Below are 16,841 nucleotides of genomic sequence, written 5' to 3'. Positions count from 1 at the left end.
AACCAAGCTGAATTTATGACCGACTACCCAACGCATAAGCGGCCCCACTTTGGACCCGCCGTGGCGCTGCTGGCCGCGCTGGCACTGCCCGGCCGGGCGCTGGCGCAGCAGGCTGCTCCGGCCGATACTACCAGGGCCCCCACGGCCGATACGCCGGTGGTGGCCCCAGCCGCCGGGTCGGCGGGCGGCGTGCCCTCTTCGGAGTTTGAGACGTATACCGTGCAGGCCAGCGGCACCCGCTACACGGCCACGCTCACGGGCATTTATAGCGCGGGCACCGTGGAGCGCGTCTACTTCACCACCAGCCACACGGCCAACTTTAAGCTTACCCGGCACTGGCTGCTGCCGGCCTCGGGCTCGTTTAGCTACGGCAAGCAGGACGGGCTGCTGCGCGAGCGCGAATTGATGGGCCTGCTTACACCCACCTACCAGCGCGGCCGGGTGAAGTACTACCTGCTGGGCGATGCCGAGCAAAGCAACCTGCGGGCCATTGCGCGGCGCTTCGTGGTGGGGGCCGGCGCGGGCTACACCCTCTACGCCGATACGCTCAGTAACGAGGTGGGTATCAGCCAGTTTTTTCTTTATGAGCACACCGAGTATCTGAACGGGCTACTGCGCGAGGTGCCCCGCGGCTCCACGCGCCTCAAGTTGCGGCTGGGGGGTAGGGGGCCGGTGGTACTCACGGGCCTACTCTACTACCAGCCTTCGCTGCAAAACGTGGCCCACGACTACCGCCTGAACCTCACCAGCGGCCTTAACTTCAATGTGAGCAAGCACTTAGCCCTCACGGCTGCTTTCTCCTACTCCTACGAAAGCATTGCGGTGGAGGGCCGCGCCCCCGGCAATAGTAACCTGACCGTGGGCTTTACCTACTCGGCGGGAAGGTAGGGGTTTAGTAAGTATCTCTATTACTACCCACTGCCTACCGCAGAAACTTCTGGCGGGTGCTGCGATTGAGGCCGTGAACGCGCAGGTCTTTTTGGGAAAAAAGCGGCTCGCGGTGGCGCACGAGGCGCACGAGCGGGCCGATGAGGATTTTGGCCCGAACGTAGAAAATGGGGCCGCTGATTTCATCGCGGATGCCTTCGGACACGAACAGCGGCTGCCGCCAGCCCGCGCCTGCGCCCAGGCTGGCCCAGGTGAAAAGCCGCATCTGGGCGGCCAGCGAGGGCTCGACCAGGGCAATGAAATCGCGCGGCGAGCGCTCGCGGTTCAGGCTCTCGTTGGTGTACTCGATGCGCACCGTGCCCATGCCGCTTTGCAGGTTGGCCCCCAACTCCCAACGGGCATTTTCGAGCAAGATGTACTCGCCGTAGACGGCTATGTTGTAGAAGCGCAGGGTAGCATCGGCCTCGTCGGCGGCATTGTTGGGCGGCGGCAGGCGGGTAGGGATGCGGCTGCTGAGCAGGTAGGCAGCCACGCCGGCGCGCACCCGGCCCCGAAACTCCAGGCCCAGCTTCAGGCCGTTGATGGTAACAAAGTGACTGTTGATGATGGAGTAGCGCGAATCAATCTGCACTACCAGCCGGCGGTGGTCAAACACGGGGGCCGGCCGCAGCGAATCGACCGGGGCCGCGTGGGCCGGGGCCGGCCCCGCCAGGCCAGCCAGCAGCCAGCCGACCAGCCCCACTCGCCCACATAAAATAGCAAAGAAGCGCACCTGGGATAAATCGTTCGGGGACCGGCGCGCCGGGCGCGCCGCGGCCCCGGAGTAGAGAGGATATAAGCAAGCGGGCGTTTAGCCGAGTTTCTTCCCGAAGAGGCTAGCTGGAGGGATAAGATGCATTAAACCGGCAAGACTTAAGGAAAGTTTAAGGTTGGAGGGCCTGCTCCAGCGCCGCCTCAATGGCCGGGCCGGTTGAGGGCAGGGGCGGGTGGCTGGCCAGGATGCGGCCATCGCGCCCGATAAGCCAGTAGTTGGGGATGGATTGCACCCCAAACGCCTTGGCCGCCACGCCCTCAAAAGCTCCGGCCTCGTGCAGCTGCACGGCGGCCGGGGAGGTGGGGTGGGCCACCAGGTAGCGCTGCCAGTCGGCGGCCTGGCTATCGAGCGAGACGTAGAGAAACACCACGTCGCGGCCCGCAAAGCGTTGGCGCAGGGCCCGGCTGGCTGGCATTTCGGCCAGGCAGGGCGCGCACCAAGTGGCCCAGAAATCGAGGTACACGACCTTGCCGCGCAGGCTGCTCAGGGCCACGAACCGGCCGCTGGCATCGGGCAGGGTGAAGTCGGGCGCGGGCTGGCCGGTGGCCAGGGCCAGGTGGGCGCGCACGGCCCGGCGCAAGTCGCGGGCAATAGTCGAGTCGCGGTTATTAGCCTTAAAATCAGCTAGTAAGGGACGAATATCGGTGTGCTCACTCTCGACTTTGGTGAGCAGATATTGCCCTACGGCCACGTCGCGCACGCGGCCACCGCCCAGGTCGTCGGTGGCACGCTGGTAGAGGCGGCGGCCGGCGGCGGGGCCGGTAGGCAGGTTGCCGGTGGGGTCGTTAAGCTGGGTGAAGCCGTAGGTCAGCAGCAGGTTTTGCAAGGTATTGGTAGTGAGAGCCGAATCCTGACTTTCAAGCCGCAGCTCGGGCACAAAGTCGTAATAGCCCACGGGCAGGGTAGCGTAGCCCTGCTGCCGCCGCTCGGCTGGCTGGTGGGCGTAGTAGCTCAGCAGCGTGGCGGCCCATTCGTAGTCGAGGGCCTGCTCCTGCTGCCGCCGGAAGGCGGCCGGCAGCGGGTGGGCCGCCGCGTAGGCGGCCAGGGCCGCCCGCCGGCGCTGGCGGTAGGTATCGGCGGCGCGGCGCAGCTCAGCGGCACTCAGGGTGGCGGCGCGGGCGTCGGGGGTGCGGCGGGCTTCGTCGTCCTGGTTAGCTTGCAGATAGCTCTGGGCCAGGTAGTTGTTAGCGTTGGCGGCAGCCCCCTGGCCAGCGTAGGCAATGGTCTGGTCGAGGCGGCCGGGGTCGAAGCTCAGGCGCAAGGCGTCGCCGGGCGTGAGGTAGAGGGTCGCAAACTCCCCGTCGTAGCCTAGGCGCACTTCGGTCGGGGCAGGCAGGGGGGGTAGGGCCAATCGAAAATTACCGGCCGGGCTCACCGGGGCCGTCACGGTCTGGGTGGGCCGCCCGCGCCAGTCGGGCGCGTAGCTGAGGCTGATGGTGGGAGCCGTTACCTGGTCGAGGTGCCCACTCACGACTACCTCGCCGGCTACCGCCCGCTCGGCCGGAGCCGCCCGGAAAGGCGGGACCTTGAAGGGCGGCGGGGGGAGTAGGGCTGCCCGCCGGGCCGGGTGAATTTGGGCGGCGGCGGCCAGCGGCCAGCCACCCAGCAGCAGCCAGACCAGCGCGTTAGCAAGCAAATACGTGCGCCCCCGAGCGCGGCAACTCAACTGCATAGGCGTGCGGCGGCCGGGAGTAGGCCCGGCTTCGCAAAGATACTCGCCCTACCCCCCGGCTAGGCGGCTAAGGCGCGGCTAGGATTAGCAGGAAAACATTAGATGGGTAGCTCCAGCCCTTCACCAATTAATCAGCCCTTAACGGCTCACCCGGTAGTTTAGCCGCCTGGCCTGGCGGCCGGGGCGTTTCGCCCTGGTTGGGCTGGCGGCGCGGGGTAGCGAAGTGGTAGTTTTGAGGCAGTTGCTATCCCCTACCCCCTCCGCCATGCTCACCCCCGACTTCCTCTTCACCCTGGCCAACCCGCTGGCCCTGCTGGGCTGGGCGCTGCTGGTATTGGCTCCGCGCTGGCGCTTCACCAACTTACTGGTGCTCAGCGGAGCCCTACCCCTGCTGCTGGCCGCGGCCTACGCCGTGCTCATCACCACGCACTACCTGGATGGGCACGGCGCGGAGGGCGGCTTCGGCTCGCTGGCGCAAGTGGCGGCGCTATTCCGAGACCCGTGGGCGCTGCTGGCGGGCTGGGTGCACTACCTGTGTTTCGACCTGTTTACCGGGGCCTGGGAGGCGCGCGATGCCCGGCGGCGCGGCGTGCCGCACGGCTGGCTGGTGCCGTGCCTGGGGCTCACCTTTCTGTTTGGCCCGGTAGGGCTGCTGCTATATTTCGGCGTGCGCCGGGCTATTGAAAAAACATCACTTTTAACTGAAAATCAATCCACTGCCTTATGAAAGCTTTGCATTTGACTGCCTTCAGAACTACGGCCGGCGCCGGCCCGGCCGGCCCGGCCCCCCTGGCCCCGCACCAGTCGGCCGTGACCAAAGCCCTGCGCGTGCTGCGCCGCGTAAACCCGCCGCTCGCGGCCACGGGCTGGCTGAATGTGGCGCTGGCCGCCGGGGCGCTGGCGCTGCTGCCCCTCGACCACCGCCTCGTGACGGGGGCGCTGGTGTGGCTCAAGCCCCTGAAATTCAGCCTCTCCATCGTGGCCTACGCCTGGACGCTGGCCTGGCTGCTGGCCGACCTGCCCGCCCCCGCGCAGCGCGCCGTGCGCCGCCTCAGTTGGGGCGTGGCACTGAGTATGCTGATTGAGCAGGCTGTTATTTTCATTCAGGCGGCGCGCGGCACCACCTCGCACTACAACCAAAGCAGCGCGCTAAATGGGCTGCTGTTTGGGCTGATGGGCGTATTTATTGCCGTGAATACGGCCATGACTTTTTGGGCCCTGTACCTGGCTTGGCGCTACCGGCCGCACGGCCCGGCGGGCTACGTGTGGGGCCTTCGGCTGGGGCTGCTGGTGTTCGTGGCAGGCTCTATGCTGGGTGGGTTTATGATTCATAATCAGCAGCATACGGTGAGCGCGCCCGATGGTGGCCCCGGCCTGCCGGGCCTGGGCTGGAGCACCGTGGCCGGCGATTTGCGCGCGGCGCACTTTATGGGGATGCACGCCTTGCAGGCGCTGCCGCTGCTGGGCTGGGTGCTTAGCCGCCGGGTGCCGCGCCGGGCGGCGCTGCTTACGGGGGTAGGCGCGGCACTGTGGGCCGGCGCGGTGGCGGCGCTGCTGCTGGGGGCGCTGGCGGGGCGGCCGCTGCTGCGCTAGTGCGCCATTGGCGGGTTGGCCCGACCTTCACGGCCATGAGCAACCGGCGGTTTATGGGCGTAGGTATTTTGCTGGTGGCGGCGCTGGAGCTGGTGCCGCGCGGCATCTTCAGCGTGCCGCTGGGCCGGTACTGGCTGGCGGCCTACGGCATCTCGCTGACGTTTACGCTGGTGCTGTGGGTGGGCAACGTGGCGCTGTGGCGCGGGCTGCTGCGGCGCTGGCCACAGGCCCCCGCCACAGCCCGCCGCCTGTGGTGGCTGGCGGCGGGGGCCATCGGCTACACGCTGCTCGTGACGCTGGGCCTCGGCGCGGGCCTGGCCGGGGTCGAAGGCTACCACCTGCGGCTACCCGACGGGCTGCGCGAAACGGGCCTCAACCTGGTTTCGACGCTCATTGTGCTGCTCGTGTACGAGAGCCGGCACCTATTTCAGCAGTGGCAGGAAAACCAGCGCCGGGCCGAGCAGCTGGCCCGCGCCAGCACCCAGGCCCAGCTCGATGCCCTGGCCCAGCAGCTCGACCCGCACTTTCTGTTCAACTCGCTCAATACCCTGGCCGCCCTCATCGAGCCCCGCAATGAGCCCGCCCAGCACTACGTGGAGGGCCTGGCCGACGTGTACCGCTACGTGCTGCTGGCCCGCGAGCGCCCTACCGTGCCGCTGGCCGAGGAGCTGGCCTTCGTGCAAACCTACCTGGCCCTGCAAAAAGTGCGCTTTCGGGACAACGTGCAAGTGAGCTACGACCTCCCTACCCCCCTGCCGGCCCGGCACGTGGCCCCGCTCAGCGTGCAGCTGCTGGTCGAAAACGCGCTCAAGCACAACGAAGCCTCACGGGCGCGGCCGCTGCACCTGCGCCTGGTGGCCGCGGGCGAGGCGCTGCGCGTCGAAAACACCTGGCAGCCCCGGCCCGCTGGCTTGGCCCCCGGCACTGGCACGGGCCTGGCCAACGTGCGCCGGCGCTACGCCCTGCTCGGCGCGGCGCAGCCGGTAGAAGTGACGCAGGCCGGCGGCATCTTTGCCGTGACGCTGCCCTTGCTGCCCGCTTAGCTCATGCCGCCCTTGCGCATTCTGATTCTCGAAGACGAGTACCCCGCCGCCGAGCGCTTGCAGCGGCTGTTGCTGTTGGCCGCGCCCACGGCCCAGGTGCTGGCCGTGCTCGACACGGTGGCCGGCGCGCTAGCCTGGCTCGACCAGCACCCCGCGCCCGACCTCATCCTGAGCGACATCCAGCTGGCCGATGGCCTCAGCCTCGACGTGTTTGCCCAAACGCTGGTGCGCAGCCCGGTTATTTTCACGACCGCCTACGACCAATACGCCCTGCAAGCCTTCCGGGCCAATGGCATTGATTACCTGCTAAAGCCCCTCAAGCTGCCCGAGCTGCAAGCCGCGCTGGGGAAATCAGAATTAAGAGTTAATTCAAATGGGCTTTCTAACCCAATTTTTAACTCTCAACTCCTAACTCTTAATTCCCCCCTGGAGCGCCTGCTCGATGCCCTACCCCGCCCGCAGCGGCCGTACAAAACACGGTTTCTGGTGCGGCAGGGCGACACGCTGCTCCCCCTGCCCACGGCCGAGGCGGCCTGGTTTCAGAGCCGCCACGACACCACCACGCTCGCCACCCCCGACGGCCGCCGCTTCGTGGTCGATTATACCCTGGAGCAGCTCGAAAGCCTGCTCGACCCTACCCGCTTCTTTCGGCTCAATCGCCAGCTCATTGCCCAGGTGCCGGCCGTGCGCCGGCTGCTACCCTACTTCGGCGGTAAGCTGCTGGTGGAGCTGAGCCCCGCCCCCACCGGCGAGGTGCTGGTGAGCAAGGAAAAAGCCAGCGCCCTGAAAGCGTGGCTGGAAGGGTAGGCGCGGCGGCCCCGCCCGGCGCAGGTTTGCCCGTATCTTGTTAGCCTGATTCTGAATGTATCGTCATGGAAGCCATTAAGCTAAAAACCGCCGTCCTGGACCGCCTCACCGACGCGGAGTTCTTTGAGTTTTGCCAGGACCACCGCGACCTGCGCATCGAGCGCGCTACCAGCCACCAGATTACCATTATGCCCCCCGCCAGCTCCGAAACCGGTTCCTACAACAGTGACCTGATAACCGACCTGGTGCTGTGGAACCGCCAGCACCAACTAGGCAAGACCTTCGATTCGTCGGCAGGCTTCACGCTTTCGACCGGGGCCATGCTCTCGCCCGATGCCAGCTGGCTGGCCCAGGCCCGCTGGGACGCGCTGAGCGCCGACGACCGGCGTGGCTTTGCCCGCGTGTGCCCCGATTTTGTGGCCGAACTGCTCTCACCCTCCGACCGCCTCACCGACACCATGCGCAAGCTGGAGCACTGGCTGGAAGCCGGCGCGCGCCTGGGCTGGCTTATTGTACCCGCCACCGAGTCGGTGTATATTTTCGAGCCGGGCCAGCCCGTGCGGCCCGTAGTGGGCTTCGACCAGGTGCTGAGCGGCGGGTCCGTGTTGCCCGGCTTCGAGCTGGAGCTGCGGCGGCTGCGGCCCCGCGGCTAGCTATTTTTCACCGCCTTATTCGCTCCTTGTCATGGATGTTATCAAGCTCAAAACCCCGGTGCTGGACCGCCTTACGGAGGCGGAATTTGCGCAGTTTTGCCTCGACCACCGCGACTTGCGCATCGAGCGCAACAGCAGCGGCCAAATCACGATTATGCCCCCCGTATTCACCGAGAGTGGCTTTGCCAACAACGAGCTGTCTTACCAGCTCACCCACTGGAACCACCGCACGCGCCTGGGCCGGGTGGGCGACTCGTCCACGGGCTACACGCTGCCCGGTGGGGCCATGCTCTCGCCCGATGCCTCGTGGGTAGCCGAGAAGCGGTGGCAGGCCCTGGCCCCCGACGACCGCCGCCGCTTTGCCCGCATCTGCCCCGATTTTGTGCTGGAGCTGGCCTCCAGCTCCGACCGCCTGCCCGACCTGCTCACCAAGATGCACGACTGGCTGGGGGCCGGCGTGCGCCTGGCCTGGCTCATCGTGCCCAGCACCGAAACGGTGTACGTATTCGAGCCGCCCCACCCGCCCCGCCTCGTGCAGGGCTTCGAGCAAAGCCTGAGCGGCGACCCGGTACTCCCCGGCTTTTTGCTGGAATTGAAGGAATTGCGCAGCGTGGAGTAAGAGAACGGAAGGTAGAGTTTAGCGCGCCCTACCCCTACTTATCGAGCCAGCTCTTGAACACGCTGACTTTTTCGCGGCTCACCAGCACGGGGCCTTCGCTTTCGGGCGGGGCGGGCTTGAGGATGGTTTGCAGCCGCGAGCTGGCGTAGTGAATAATGTCATGAATGGCGGCCTGCCGAGCCAAAAAGGCGCGGTTGAGCCGGAAAAACTGGGCGGGGTCGAGCAAGCCTTCGAGCTGCTCCATCGTGTAGTCCACCACGTACTTACGACCATCAACACTTTGCAATAGGGTCGTTTTTTCGAGGCTGAAAAAGTACGCTACCTGCTCCACGGGCACTACCTTGAGGTGCTCGCCCACGCGCACCACAAACTGCGCTTTGTAGCTGGCCACGGGCTGCCGCAGCTGCTGCACCAGCGTCGCCAGGGTGGCCGCATCTAGCGTCGGCGCGGGTAGGTTTGTGCTGGAAACCGAACTTTTTGTACCAATTTTGGACTCATTGGCGGCATAGTGGCGCTGCCGGAATTTCTCCACGGCCGTCCTAAGCTCTTCTTCGTCAAGTGGTTTAAGCAGGTAATCGACGCTATTTACCTTGAAGGCCCGTAGCGCGTACTGGTCGTAGGCGGTCGTAAAAATAACCGGGCACGTCACGCGCACCTGCTCAAATAGCTCGAAGCTGAGGCCATCGGCCAGGTGAATATCCAGGAATAGCACATCGGGCGCGGGGCCGGCTTGCAGCAGGGCCACGGCCTGCGCCACCGACTCGGCCGGGCCCAACACCTCGAACGGCACGGCCTGCTGCTGCAGCAAATTGACGAGGCGGCGGGCCGCCAAGGGCTCATCTTCAACGATTAACGCGCGGAGCATGGGGTAGGCTTGGGAAGGAAAATCCGGCTGAATTTACTTAGCCGCGTCTACACTATCGCGCAGCTGCCGCACTTGCCGGTTGAGGGCTGGGCTCTGGCACACGACCTGGCTGAATGCCCGCAGCGCCACGTCGCCCTCGGCGGCCAGGGCCAGCCGCCAGATGATGTCGCGGCTGTGCAGGTGCCACGCCGCCGCCAGCTCCGGCCGCAGGCGTACCATCACCGTAGTTTCTATGAGCGGATTAAACGTCTGTTTGTCAACAATAACGGGCCGCATTTGGCGCAACGCCCGCAGCAGCGGGGCCACGGTGGCGGCCGTGCGCAGCTGAAACGGGCGGGCCGGCCGCCCGCGCCGGTCGGGCAGCAGGGGGTAGCAGGTAATGCTCTCCACGTCGGCGGGGCGGGCCTGGCTAAGCGCCCCGGCCACGTCGGGGTAGGCATCGGGGGTAGCAGCCCGGCTGGTGAGCAGCCAAATCAGGCCCACTACCAGCGCGGTGGCCAGCACCAGCAGCACATACGTTCTTTCTTTTACCATGTAGCAAGCCAGCCCCGCGCCTACAACGCCAGCAGCGGCAAAGTAACCACGAACTCCTCGCCCACCGGCCCGGCCACCACCGGCCGGCTGGTGAGGAAGCCGTAGCGCGCGCGCAGGTTGGCCAGGCCGCGGCCCGAAGCTTCATTGGCGGGTAGGCGGCGGGGCCGCAGGGTGTTGCGCACGGTGAGGGTCGCGGCGGCGGCATCCACGGTCACGCGCAGGCGCAGCGGGTCGGTCTGGTAGGCAGTGTTGTGCTTGAGGGCATTTTCGAGCAGTAGCTGCAAGGCCAGCGGCGGCAGGTAGAGTGACTGGGTAGCTGGGTGAAGGGGTGAAGGAGTGAATTCGACTTGCAGCGCTTCGTCGAGACGGGTTTTTTGGAGGAAAACGTAGGCCTCGGCAAATTGCAGTTCTTCCGCCAGCGGCACCAGCTCCTGGCTCTGGCTGTCGAGCACGTAGCGGTACACGCTGCTGAGCTGGCGGATGAAGCGCACGGCGCGGGCCGGGTCGTTTTCTTCTACCAAGCTGGTAAGGGCGTTCAGCGAGTTGAAAAGAAAGTGCGGGTCTACCTGCCGGCGCAAGGAGTCGAGCCGAGCTACGGCCGATTCTTTTTCCAGGCGTTCGGCCCGCACGGTGGCCTCACGCCAGGCCAGCAAAAACGAGCGCGAATGCAGAAAAAGTGAGATAAAGACCGTGATAACCAGGGGCAAAACCAACTGCCCCGCCACGTTCTGGCGCACGGCATAGCCCAGCGGCTGGTGCCAGAGCAACACCGAGAAGCCCTCCGTGATAGCCACCGTCATGAGCAGCGAGGCTAGTAGCGACAACGCCAGCGTGAGCAGCAGCCGGCGCACGGGCCGCTCGCCCCAGCTCACGTAGCGGTTCAGCACATCGGCCGCGAGGCCATTGGCCAGCCACAAGCCCACAAAATACGCCAGCGAGTAAGCGCACGAAATGGCATAGTCGGCGGGGTGCCGCCAGGGCCGGGGCTCGGTGGTGAGGCCAAAGAGCAGGCACAGCGGCACTATCCAGCGCACCTGCCGCAGCAGCAGCCGCACCTGCGAGCTGCCGCCCGGCACCAGGGCTCCCCGGCGGTAGCGGTCGGGGTGCTCGCAAGCAGCGGCGGGGGTAGGAGAAAGCACGGCGGGTGGCGAAAGCGTGGCGGGCATGGGAGAGGCGGGTAAAAGTACAGAGAAGGGCGGGGCAGCTTCGGGGCTTCTTACTTGGCCGCCGTGGCGGGGCCGTAGCTTTTCAACCGGGTCAGCAGGTAGCTTTCGCCCCAGTTGGGGGCCAGCGGGCCGGCCGGATGGAAGGCCGCGAATTTGGCTTTCGCCGCTTCGTAAAGCGGCCGGGCTTTGCCGGTGCCGCCCCCGTACATTTCGGGCGTGTAGTAGAGCTGGTTGGCTTCGATGAGGTAGGGGCGCGGGTTGGCGGGGTTGAGGCTTTCGGCCAGCGCAGTGGTTTCCATCACCAGCGGCGAATATTCCTGGGCCCGCTGCATGGGGTCAATCGTCAGCCGGCCCTGGTAAATGGATGCCTGCAAAGCCAGCAGCTCCGACTCGTCGCCGTTCAGCTGGCGGGCCTGCTTGAGTGCGGCCTCGGCGCGGTCGAGCAGGGCATCCGGCTGGGCATCCTTGCCCCCCCGCGCCTGCATCAGCAGCGCGTAGGCTTGGTAATAGCGCGGCAGCCAGTCGGTGGGCACGGCGGCGGCCAGGCGTTCCAGCTTGGCGCACAGGCTGGTCAGGGTCGCCGCATCGTTGGTGCTCATCACCTGCGTGATGGCCGTGCTCAGCTGCTCGGCGTAGCCGGCGGGGGTAGGGGCCGCGGCGACGGCCGGGGTGGACGAAGCCGGGGCAGCGGCGGGCGTGGTTTGGGCCAGGGCGGCCAGGCTACCGGCGGCGAAGGCGAGGGTAAGCAACGACTTTTTCATGACTCAGAAAGGGGAAAGGTGGTTGGTGAAGGAGAATGCGTCAAAGGTGGCGGCGGCCCCGCGCCCCCTAAAACACCAGTGGCCGAAGTGCCTGAAACCGATTCCGAAGCGTCCGCAAAGCCGGAGGAGCCATTTGGCGCGGCCGGTGGTGGCCTGAACTATATTTTTGTCCGGCCAGCCTGGCTTTCCACGCCCGCCAGGCAGCCCCATCCTTTTTCGCCCTACCTCATGCAGGCCCAGCTGCTTTCCGAGCCCTACCCCCCTACTTTAGGCCCCAAGCCGCACTATGCCATTCTGGATGGCCTGCGGGGCGTGGCCGCGCTACTGGTGGTGGCGTTTCACCTGTGCGAGGCGCACGCCACCAGCCACCTCGACCAGGTTATCAACCACGGCTACCTGGCGGTCGATTTCTTCTTTCTGCTCTCCGGCTTCGTCATCGGCTATGCTTATGACGACCGCTGGGGCCGCCTCACGCTAAAGGGCTTTTTCCGGGCCCGGCTCATCCGGCTCCAGCCGATGGTGGTGCTGGGCATGGTTATCGGGGCCCTGGGCTTCTACTTCCAGGCGGGGCCGCTGTGGCCGGGCATTGCCGAAGTGCCGGCCTGGAAAGTGCTGCTGGTCATGCTCATCGGGTGCACGCTGCTACCGGTGCCGGTGTCGCTCGACATTCGGGGCTGGCAGGAGATGCACCCGCTCGACGGGCCGGGCTGGTCGCTGTTTTTCGAGTATATCGCCAACGTGCTGTACGCGCTCGGCGTGCGCAAGCTGCCCAAGGTGGCGCTGGCGGGGCTGGTGCTGCTGGCGGGAGCGGCCCTCGTGCACCTGGCCGTAACCAGCCCCAATGGCGACGTTATCGGCGGCTGGTCGCTCACTGGGCCGCAGCTGCGCATTGGCTTCACGCGGATGCTGTACCCGTTTTTCGCGGGGCTGCTGCTGTCGCGCGTGGCGGTGCTGGGCCACGTCAAAAATGCCTTTGGCTGGTGCAGCCTGCTGCTCGTGCTGGTGTTGGCCTGGCCGCGCGTGGGTGGGGCCACGCACCTGTGGGCCAATGGCTTGTACGACTCGCTCAGCATCATCTTCCTCTTCCCGCTGGTGGTGTGGCTCGGGGCCAGCGGGCACCTGGCCAGCGCCGGGGGCGTGCGGCTGAGCAAGTTTTTTGGCGATATTTCCTACCCCCTCTACATCACGCACTACCCGCTCATCTACATTTACACGGGCTGGGTGAGCGCCCATAACGTATCTGGGCAGCAGGGCTGGCCGGTGGCCGTGCTCACGTTCGGGGCCGCCGTCGGGCTCGCCTACGTCAGCCTCAGATTTTACGACGAGCCCGTGCGCAGGTGGTTGAAAAGGAAGCTGGCCTAGCCAGGAGCCGTAGAGGTATTGAGCACTGTGTCGCGCAGGCGGTTAGCGGCTGAAATGGGGGCTTGAGCCAAAATCAGGGGGTAGGCGCTTGGGCCAAAGCCAAGGCCAGGCCGAAACTGAGCAAGGTGGCAAGGCGTGAAGTTTGCAGAGGGCCAGGGATAGGCAAGTATAAGACCCCGAGACTGCAAAAGCCGCCGCTGAGCCGTTGGCCGGGCGGGTTGGGCGAAACGGTGCAACCGCGGGCGGAGCCAGCCGTTTAGCCAGCGCTCGCGCTTATTTTTGCCTCGCCCACGGTTTTTCCTTATGCTTACCCCTACCCCTGCCCTCGATTATCAACAGGTTTTTCGCGCGCTACCCGAGAATTTTCTGCTCATCGCGCCCAACGAGGAGGCGACTATTCTGGATAATACCGACAGCCACGTGGCCGTGTCGCTCAAGAGCCGGGAGGAGGCCGTGGGCAAGCCGTTTTTTGAGGCTTACCCAGCCAGCAGCGAGAGCGGGGCGGCCCAGATTCGGGAGTCGCACGCGCACGTGCGGCGCTACCTGGAGCCGCACACCATGCCACTCATTCGCTACGACCTGGCGCGTCCCGCTGAGCAGGGCGGGGGCTTGGAAGAGTTTTACTGGCAGGCCACGCACTACCCCGTGCTGGGGACCGATGGCCAGCTGCGCTACATCTTGCAGCGCACCCAGAACGTGACTGAGCAGCGGCGCACCGCCCTGGCCGCCGCCGAAACGCAGCGCAAGCTGGCCGATGAGCAGGAGCGCACCCAGTTTATGCTTAGTAGCTTACCCGTATTCGTCTGGACCGCTACCGCCGCGGGCCAGCGCGATTACTTCAACCCGCGCTGGCTGGAGTACACGGGCAAGGCGCTGGCCGACGAGCAGGGCGAGCAGTGGCTGGCCGACCTGCACCCCGACGACCGCGAGCGCGTGCGCACCCAGTGGGCGCAGGCCGTGGTGGCGGGTACGCCTTACCAGGTCGAGTACCGCCTGCGCCGCCACGACGGCCAGTACCGCTGGATACTGTCGCGCGCGCACCCCCGCCGCGACGCCGACGGCCAAATAAGCCTGTGGGTGGGCGGGGCCACCGACATCCACGACCAGAAGCTGCTGGTGCAGGAAATTCTGGAGGCCAACGAGCAGCAGGCCGTGCTCTCGGAGCAAGCCTACCAGAGTTACCAATTAGCAGAAAGTCAGCGCATTACCTACCAAGGCTTGTTTATGCAGGCCCCGGCTCCCATCTGCATTCTGCGCGGGGCCGAGCACCGCTTCGAGTTCGTGAACGCCGCCTGCCAGGCGCTCTACTTCGGCCGCCAGCTGCTGGGCCGCTCACTCGCCGAAGCGCTGCCCGAAATAGCCGCCCAAGGCTTCGGACAGCTGCTCGACCAGGTGTATACTTCGGGCGAAACCTACACTGCCAGCGAGCAGCCGGTGGAGCTGCCCGCGGGGCCGGACGCCGCCGCGCGCCCGGCGTACTTCACCTTCACCTACCAGCGCTTCAGCGAGCAGGGCCAGGCCGCCGGCATCCTGGTTTTTGCCTTCGACGTGACGGAACAGGTACGGGCGCACAAATTGCTGGAGTAGCGGCAACCTTTGGCCGATAAGCTGGTTTTTAGGGGCCGCCGCCAGAGCCGCGGGGTAGATAGCCCGCCGCGGCCTGGCTTTACCTTCGGCACCGGTGCGCGAGGCCGCTTTTCTCGTAGCTGAAGCAGCTTAGCTACTTCAGCTACATAAACTTAGTGCTACCTGGATTCTATACTTTTAGCACTTATCCTTCCTTCTTCCCGCCATTTATGGAGCTTACCGCCCTCGACTTTCAGCAGGCCCGCGTGAAGCAGGTGCTGTTTAAGTCGCGCTTGCGCTCGGTGCTCTACGGCGTGCGGGAGGCCGAGCCCAGCCTGTTTACCATGCAGGCCAACCCCCTGGGCCAGTGGCTGAATGCGGTGCTGCGGCCCCAGTACGGCCACCGGCCCGAAATCGCGGGCATCGAGCGCCTCATCCGCCAGATGCTGGAGGTGAGCCAGGCGCTGGTGCGCCAGTACCAGCGCGGCGAGCTGGAGCAGGCTCGCACCGGCCTGGAAAAAATCGAGCGCCTGGCCGCCGATATCGACCAGCTGCTCACCGCCGTGGAGCGCGCGAGCTAGGCCGCTTAGTTTAGGAAGGGGGGTAGGCGGGATTTCAGCGAGCCAGCTGCGGTTTATCTTCATTTTTTGGTCAGCTTTAAGGTATTTCTAAAGTCTGATTCAGCGGTGTCTCTTTGCGGCTTATGGCGGTAGCCTAAATTGACTGAGAACAGGGTATTTTTTAGGATAAGTCATTTATTAATAGATTTTTAATAAAAAGACATGAATTACTCGGCCCGCCTTGTTCACATGGCCCAGGGTAGGCGGGGTAGCGCCTTGTAAAGTCTGAGGCGGACAACTATCGACTAGCTTTCCGGTAAGGCAGGCGCGCACCTTTGGGCTACCTCCCCACCGCGCCGGTCGCGGCCGGGTTTGGTAGCCCCTCGCCATGCACCCCAACTTCGCCGAGCGCCTGTTTTCGAGCCTGCTGGCCCACCCGGCGCGCCCGGTGCTGCGCTGGCCCGACCCGCGCCCTGGTGCCTCGGCCACCACCCTGAGCGGGGCCGAGCTGCTGGGCCGGGTGCACGCCTGGCAGCTGGCCCTGGAGCGCGCCGGCCCCCTACCCCCCGGCGCGCCCGTGCTGCTGGCCCAGCCCGGCAGCCCCGAGCTAGTGGCGGCCCTGCTGGCAGTATTGGGCCTGGGCGCGGTGCCGGTGCTACCCCCCGCCGGGGCCACCGCTCGCCAGTTGCTGGCGCTGCTGCGCACCGAGCGCATCGGGCACGTGGCCACTACGCCGGGTGCCCGGCGCTGGCTGGCCGGGCCGGGCCGCCTGCTGGGCTACCGCTGCGTGGCTGCCACGCCCACCGCAGGCGAATTTTCTGTCCCTACCCCCTTGCTGCGGCCGGTGCCGCTGGGCCAGCCGGCGCTGGTATCGCATAGCTCGGGGTCGGCTTCGGGGCGGCCCACGGCGGTGCGGCGCAGCCACGCGGTGTTGCAGCAGCAGCACGAGGCGTTGCGGCGGCAGTTTCCACCGTGGGCAGGGCAGCGCGATTTTCCGCTGTTTTCCAACGTTATTTTGCACAACTTGGCGGTGGGCGCACTCAGCGTGGTACCCGACCTGGCAGGCGGCCTGGCACGGCTGGTTCCCGGCCGCGTGCTGGCCCAGCTGGCCGCCGAGCAGGTGCAAACGCTTACCGGCAACGTCTTTTATTTCAATACTTTGCTGGAAGAATTACGCCGGCAGCCGGCTACTTTCCCAGCGGTGCGGGCGCTGGGCGTGGGCGGCTCGCCGGTGCCCGAGCAGCTGCTGGCCGCCCTGCGGCCCTGGTTTCCGGGGGCCACGCTGCACGTCATCTACGGAGCTTCCGAGGCCGAGCCCATCGCGGTGCGGAGCGTGGCCGGCGCGGCCCTCGACCCGCGCCGGGGCTACTGCGTGGGGCCGCTCGTGGCGGGTCTGCGCGTGCGGTTGGGGCAGCCCGCGCCGGTGTGGCTGCCCCCCGCCCTTACCCCCCCACCAGTGGGCGGGCCGGCCCCCGCGCCCACCGTGGCGGGCGAAATTCTGGTGGCCGGCCCCCACGTGGCCCGGCCCGCTGGTGCGCCCGAATACCTGACCACCGGCGACCACGGCTACTTCGACACGGCGGGCCAGCTGTGGCTGGTAGGGCGGCGCGGGGCGGCCGGCCTGGTGCGCGGCGTGGGCCACTACCAGCTGGAGCACTACCTGCGCCAGCTGCCGGGCGTGGACCAGGTGGCGGCCCGCACGCTGGCCGGCGGCGGGCAATTCGAGCTATTCGTGGTGGGTAGCCGGCCAGTTGCCGATGTGCGCGCCGCCGTGGCCGCGGCCTTTGGCGAGGGTCTGCTGGGGCCGGTGCGCTACCGCCCCAGGCTACCAGTAGATGGCCGGCATTTTTCTAAGATTCGCTACGATTTACTGGGTTGATTTTTAATCATTTGTCATTGTAACCGATTTGCATCAGACTTACCTCCCCACCATTTCCC

Annotated in this window: 17 protein-coding genes; 11 read left to right on the top strand and 6 right to left on the bottom strand. The window is 66.2% G+C overall.

The features are described 5' to 3' along the window. The first annotated feature begins 15 nt into the window (after positions 1-15). Positions 16-888: a DUF481 domain-containing protein gene (locus tag LC531_RS04630; RefSeq protein WP_223649149.1), complete on the top strand. Its 873-nt coding sequence runs from the start codon at positions 16-18 to the stop codon at positions 886-888. A gap of 34 nt (positions 889-922) precedes the next feature. Here the strand turns inward: LC531_RS04630 and LC531_RS04625 are convergent, their stop codons facing one another. Together LC531_RS04625 and LC531_RS04620 are read right to left on the bottom strand one after the other, a co-directional pair. Further along, positions 923-1,660 carry a hypothetical protein gene (locus LC531_RS04625; protein WP_223649148.1) on the bottom strand — a complete coding sequence of 246 codons (738 nt, stop codon included), beginning with the start codon at positions 1,658-1,660 and terminating at the stop codon, positions 923-925. Between the two features lie 151 nt (positions 1,661-1,811). Then, entirely contained in the window at positions 1,812-3,374 is a 1,563-nt protein-coding gene (locus LC531_RS04620) for a TlpA family protein disulfide reductase (protein ID WP_223649147.1), read from the bottom strand. Between the two features lie 265 nt (positions 3,375-3,639). On the opposite strand from LC531_RS04620, the gene LC531_RS04615 reads away from it, so the two are divergent. The 6 genes from LC531_RS04615 to LC531_RS04590 all read left to right on the top strand — a co-directional run bounded on the left by LC531_RS04615 (position 3,640) and on the right by LC531_RS04590 (position 8,089). Further along, complete coding sequence (locus LC531_RS04615; protein ID WP_223649146.1) at positions 3,640-4,101, top strand: ABA4-like family protein; 462 nt, start codon at positions 3,640-3,642, stop codon at positions 4,099-4,101. Beyond that, positions 4,098-4,967, top strand: coding sequence for a hypothetical protein (locus LC531_RS04610; RefSeq protein WP_223649145.1), 870 nt, complete (start codon positions 4,098-4,100; stop codon positions 4,965-4,967). The genes LC531_RS04615 and LC531_RS04610 overlap by 4 nt, the downstream gene beginning before the upstream one ends. A 35-nt stretch (positions 4,968-5,002) precedes the next feature. Beyond that, positions 5,003-6,010 carry a sensor histidine kinase gene (locus tag LC531_RS04605; protein WP_223649144.1) on the top strand — a complete coding sequence of 336 codons (1,008 nt, stop codon included), beginning with the start codon at positions 5,003-5,005 and terminating at the stop codon, positions 6,008-6,010. A 12-nt stretch (positions 6,011-6,022) separates the two neighbouring features. Next, positions 6,023-6,817 (top strand): LytR/AlgR family response regulator transcription factor, encoded by a 795-nt coding sequence (locus LC531_RS04600; RefSeq protein WP_223649143.1) that lies wholly within the window; start codon positions 6,023-6,025, stop codon positions 6,815-6,817. Positions 6,818-6,882: 65 nt separating this feature from the next. Further along, positions 6,883-7,470: a Uma2 family endonuclease gene (locus tag LC531_RS04595; RefSeq protein ID WP_223649142.1), complete on the top strand. Its 588-nt coding sequence runs from the start codon at positions 6,883-6,885 to the stop codon at positions 7,468-7,470. A 31-nt stretch (positions 7,471-7,501) separates the two neighbouring features. Next, positions 7,502-8,089, top strand: a complete 588-nt coding sequence (locus LC531_RS04590) for a Uma2 family endonuclease (RefSeq protein ID WP_223649141.1) — start codon at positions 7,502-7,504, stop codon at positions 8,087-8,089. Between the two features lie 34 nt (positions 8,090-8,123). Here LC531_RS04590 and LC531_RS04585 read toward each other — a convergent pair whose 3' ends face one another. From LC531_RS04585 to LC531_RS04570, 4 genes are read right to left on the bottom strand one after another with little or no spacing between them, the layout of a single operon-like run. Further along, positions 8,124-8,954 carry a LytR/AlgR family response regulator transcription factor gene (locus tag LC531_RS04585; protein ID WP_223649140.1) on the bottom strand — a complete coding sequence of 277 codons (831 nt, stop codon included), beginning with the start codon at positions 8,952-8,954 and terminating at the stop codon, positions 8,124-8,126. Positions 8,955-8,987: 33 nt separating this feature from the next. Continuing rightward, positions 8,988-9,488, bottom strand: a complete 501-nt coding sequence (locus tag LC531_RS04580) for a hypothetical protein (RefSeq protein WP_223649139.1) — start codon at positions 9,486-9,488, stop codon at positions 8,988-8,990. Positions 9,489-9,508: 20 nt separating this feature from the next. Beyond that, positions 9,509-10,654: a sensor histidine kinase gene (locus LC531_RS04575; RefSeq protein WP_223649138.1), complete on the bottom strand. Its 1,146-nt coding sequence runs from the start codon at positions 10,652-10,654 to the stop codon at positions 9,509-9,511. A gap of 50 nt (positions 10,655-10,704) precedes the next feature. After that, on the bottom strand, positions 10,705-11,415 hold the full coding sequence (locus LC531_RS04570) for a hypothetical protein (RefSeq protein WP_223649137.1): 711 nt from the start codon (positions 11,413-11,415) through the stop codon (positions 10,705-10,707). A 78-nt stretch (positions 11,416-11,493) separates the two neighbouring features. Here LC531_RS04570 and LC531_RS04565 point away from each other — a divergent pair, with 78 nt between their 5' ends. The 4 genes from LC531_RS04565 to LC531_RS04550 all read left to right on the top strand — a co-directional run bounded on the left by LC531_RS04565 (position 11,494) and on the right by LC531_RS04550 (position 16,782). Continuing rightward, a complete protein-coding gene (locus tag LC531_RS04565; protein ID WP_223649136.1) occupies positions 11,494-12,777 on the top strand; it encodes an acyltransferase family protein in 1,284 nt (427 codons plus the stop codon). Positions 12,778-13,080: 303 nt separating this feature from the next. Next, the gene (locus LC531_RS04560; RefSeq protein ID WP_223649135.1) at positions 13,081-14,364 is read left to right on the top strand and encodes a PAS domain-containing protein; all 1,284 of its coding nucleotides are present in this window, start codon (positions 13,081-13,083) and stop codon (positions 14,362-14,364) included. 209 nt (positions 14,365-14,573) lie between these two features. After that, positions 14,574-14,924: a hypothetical protein gene (locus LC531_RS04555; protein WP_223649134.1), complete on the top strand. Its 351-nt coding sequence runs from the start codon at positions 14,574-14,576 to the stop codon at positions 14,922-14,924. Between the two features lie 367 nt (positions 14,925-15,291). Continuing rightward, positions 15,292-16,782, top strand: coding sequence for an AMP-binding protein (locus LC531_RS04550; RefSeq protein WP_223649133.1), 1,491 nt, complete (start codon positions 15,292-15,294; stop codon positions 16,780-16,782). The last annotated feature ends 59 nt before the right edge of the window (positions 16,783-16,841 follow it).

The sequence above is a fragment of the Hymenobacter psoromatis genome, assembly GCF_020012125.1.
Lineage (GTDB): Bacteria > Bacteroidota > Bacteroidia > Cytophagales > Hymenobacteraceae > Hymenobacter > Hymenobacter psoromatis.
This window is presented reverse-complemented; position numbering and strand designations above follow the sequence as displayed.

What these genes read in the sequence shown, in the direction of transcription:
- LC531_RS04555 (WP_223649134.1), top strand. Translation starts at nt 14,574, where the DNA reads ATGGAGCTTACCGCCCTCGACTTTCAGCAGGCCCGCGTGAAGCAGGTG.
- LC531_RS04570 (WP_223649137.1), bottom strand. Translation starts at nt 11,415, where the DNA reads ATGAAAAAGTCGTTGCTTACCCTCGCCTTCGCCGCCGGTAGCCTGGCC.
- LC531_RS04595 (WP_223649142.1), top strand. Translation starts at nt 6,883, where the DNA reads ATGGAAGCCATTAAGCTAAAAACCGCCGTCCTGGACCGCCTCACCGAC.
- LC531_RS04560 (WP_223649135.1), top strand. Translation starts at nt 13,081, where the DNA reads ATGCTTACCCCTACCCCTGCCCTCGATTATCAACAGGTTTTTCGCGCG.
- LC531_RS04610 (WP_223649145.1), top strand. Translation starts at nt 4,098, where the DNA reads ATGAAAGCTTTGCATTTGACTGCCTTCAGAACTACGGCCGGCGCCGGC.
- LC531_RS04605 (WP_223649144.1), top strand. Translation starts at nt 5,003, where the DNA reads ATGAGCAACCGGCGGTTTATGGGCGTAGGTATTTTGCTGGTGGCGGCG.
- LC531_RS04590 (WP_223649141.1), top strand. Translation starts at nt 7,502, where the DNA reads ATGGATGTTATCAAGCTCAAAACCCCGGTGCTGGACCGCCTTACGGAG.
- LC531_RS04615 (WP_223649146.1), top strand. Translation starts at nt 3,640, where the DNA reads ATGCTCACCCCCGACTTCCTCTTCACCCTGGCCAACCCGCTGGCCCTG.
- LC531_RS04575 (WP_223649138.1), bottom strand. Translation starts at nt 10,654, where the DNA reads ATGCCCGCCACGCTTTCGCCACCCGCCGTGCTTTCTCCTACCCCCGCC.
- LC531_RS04585 (WP_223649140.1), bottom strand. Translation starts at nt 8,954, where the DNA reads ATGCTCCGCGCGTTAATCGTTGAAGATGAGCCCTTGGCGGCCCGCCGC.
- LC531_RS04580 (WP_223649139.1), bottom strand. Translation starts at nt 9,488, where the DNA reads ATGGTAAAAGAAAGAACGTATGTGCTGCTGGTGCTGGCCACCGCGCTG.
- LC531_RS04620 (WP_223649147.1), bottom strand. Translation starts at nt 3,374, where the DNA reads ATGCAGTTGAGTTGCCGCGCTCGGGGGCGCACGTATTTGCTTGCTAAC.
- LC531_RS04550 (WP_223649133.1), top strand. Translation starts at nt 15,292, where the DNA reads ATGCACCCCAACTTCGCCGAGCGCCTGTTTTCGAGCCTGCTGGCCCAC.
- LC531_RS04630 (WP_223649149.1), top strand. Translation starts at nt 16, where the DNA reads ATGACCGACTACCCAACGCATAAGCGGCCCCACTTTGGACCCGCCGTG.